Raw genomic sequence first — 1751 nt, 5'->3', positions numbered from 1 at the left:
GGACATAGCCCCGTGCTTCGGAAAGGCTGTCGTTATCAACACCTTTCTGCTATCAGTGCCATTAGTCCTGCGGGGGATTTGGTGTATCAAATACAAGAAAGTAGTTTCAAGGGCAAAGATGTGGTAGGTTTTCTCAAAAAATTACTTGACACTTTGAAGCAAAAATTACTCATCATTTGGGATGGGGCACGTATTCATTCCAGCAAAGAGGTGAAAGATTTTTTACGAAAAGACAAGAATGAAACTATTTATCTGGCTAAAATCCCCCCCTATTCCCCTGAATTGAACGCAGATGAACAGGTCTGGAAAACCCTCAAATGTGATATGCTTAAAAATGTTGTCTGTAAAAACTTAACGCAACTCAAAACTAAACTTCAAAATGCTTTTCAAGTACTTCAACAAGCTACAAAAAAAATTGCTAACTTCTTTAATCACTCGAAAGTAGGCTTCATATAAATCTTAAATTTATTTAACTATAAAACATTCAAGGACTCAAAAAAGAAGAGAGTGTTATTTATTTTTCAGCATTATTGGAAGTGAAGAGGCTTATTTCAGAATGGTATCTGCTCACGAAAGACGAGAGACACAAATTGTTAGAATGATAAGGGAAGGTAGTGTAACCTATCAAACCGATAGCTTGTTATCCCTGAATGTATTACAGGGTTTTTACAACACGGCACTGGTAGCCCCCAAACAGACTACGCCGAGCTACACTACCTTATAGTTTGGCTTTCCCTATGAAATAATGCATAGCAAAAAACATACCAAAACAATGTTAGGAGAGTTGGACAAGAATGGACGCACAACGCCGATATTATTGTTAAAATTGATGAAAATAATATTGCAACGGCACAAGCTCGTTATGGATACGGTCAATTGAGAGTTTTTGAAGTAGCTGACTATGTTGAATAATACTGCACACACCGAAAGTTATCCCAACGCAACAGGCACAATTAACGTGCCTGCGGGGTTTTTGTTAGGTAGTATCTACAACAAAAGCAGTAATAATATTTTGGTGGCAATAGATACAACCTCTATCAATATAGCTACGAACACTATTTACAACTTTGATTTCATTGGCAAAACTTATCCTGCAATAATAATTATTGCGGGGGTTGATACAATAGACGCAGTCTTTCATTACTAAAAAAAATCTTTATGGGATACATAAACAAAGGCGGTAGCAGTGGTGGCGGGGGCGGTAGCTTGCCTGATTATAGCCTTAAGCCAATTATTTATCCAAGAAAGTGGACAATAGGCATGCCAAAGAGCTTTACAAAAGGCTTAATCAAATACAAAAGGATTTAGACACCATAAGAGAACGATTAGCGACAACCAAAGTAAGTATGAGGGTTTATACAGAACCCGAAAAACAAGCCTTGAATTTGGTAGCTCAAAAGCTCAAAGACGAACAAAAGAAAATAAAACGTGATTTGAAACTTCAAGAATAAAATCCAGGATTGTTTGGGGTTGAGGATTTCAGTTTTTCTTTGAAAGATTTTGACTTTTCAAAAATTTTTTGGAAATTAGCGAAATTAAAAATCAAAAAAACTGAAATAGTAGAATGCTTTAACAATCCTTTTTCGGTGTTTATTCAAAGCGAAAAAGAAGAATTTTTAGTTTTAACGTGAATTATAAGTCTAACTTATTGTTTTCAAGGGATTTAAATAAAAAAACTTAGGGTAATTGAAAAAATGATTAACTTTGAGTTGTACTTTTTAAATATTTAATCATATGAGTCAATTACCTCT

At 35.0% G+C, this 1751-nt stretch carries 4 protein-coding genes; all 4 read left to right on the top strand.

Going from position 1 to position 1751, the window contains the following annotated elements; genetic code table 11:
* On the top strand, positions 1–456 hold a 456-nt coding region (locus Rain11_RS13660; protein WP_133121602.1), incomplete at its 5' end, for a transposase.
* Between the two features lie 142 nt (positions 457–598).
* Positions 599–724, top strand: coding sequence for a hypothetical protein (locus Rain11_RS14180; protein ID WP_262502188.1), 126 nt, complete (start codon positions 599–601; stop codon positions 722–724).
* A gap of 177 nt (positions 725–901) precedes the next feature.
* Positions 902–1147: a hypothetical protein gene (locus Rain11_RS13655; RefSeq protein WP_101359924.1), complete on the top strand. Its 246-nt coding sequence runs from the start codon at positions 902–904 to the stop codon at positions 1145–1147.
* Between the two features lie 100 nt (positions 1148–1247).
* Positions 1248–1451 carry a hypothetical protein gene (locus Rain11_RS13850; protein WP_133121601.1) on the top strand — a complete coding sequence of 68 codons (204 nt, stop codon included), beginning with the start codon at positions 1248–1250 and terminating at the stop codon, positions 1449–1451.
* Positions 1452–1751: the final 300 nt, after the last annotated feature.

Origin of the sequence: Raineya orbicola (assembly GCF_002843425.1) — a bacterium.
GTDB classification, from domain to species: Bacteria; Bacteroidota; Bacteroidia; order Cytophagales; family Thermonemataceae; genus Raineya; species Raineya orbicola.
This window is presented reverse-complemented; position numbering and strand designations above follow the sequence as displayed.

Excerpts from the sequence above, each read along its gene's own strand:
- Rain11_RS14180 (WP_262502188.1), top strand. The coding sequence starts at position 599 with ATGATAAGGGAAGGTAGTGTAACCTATCAAACCGATAGCTTGTTATCC.
- Rain11_RS13655 (WP_101359924.1), top strand. The coding sequence starts at position 902 with ATGTTGAATAATACTGCACACACCGAAAGTTATCCCAACGCAACAGGC.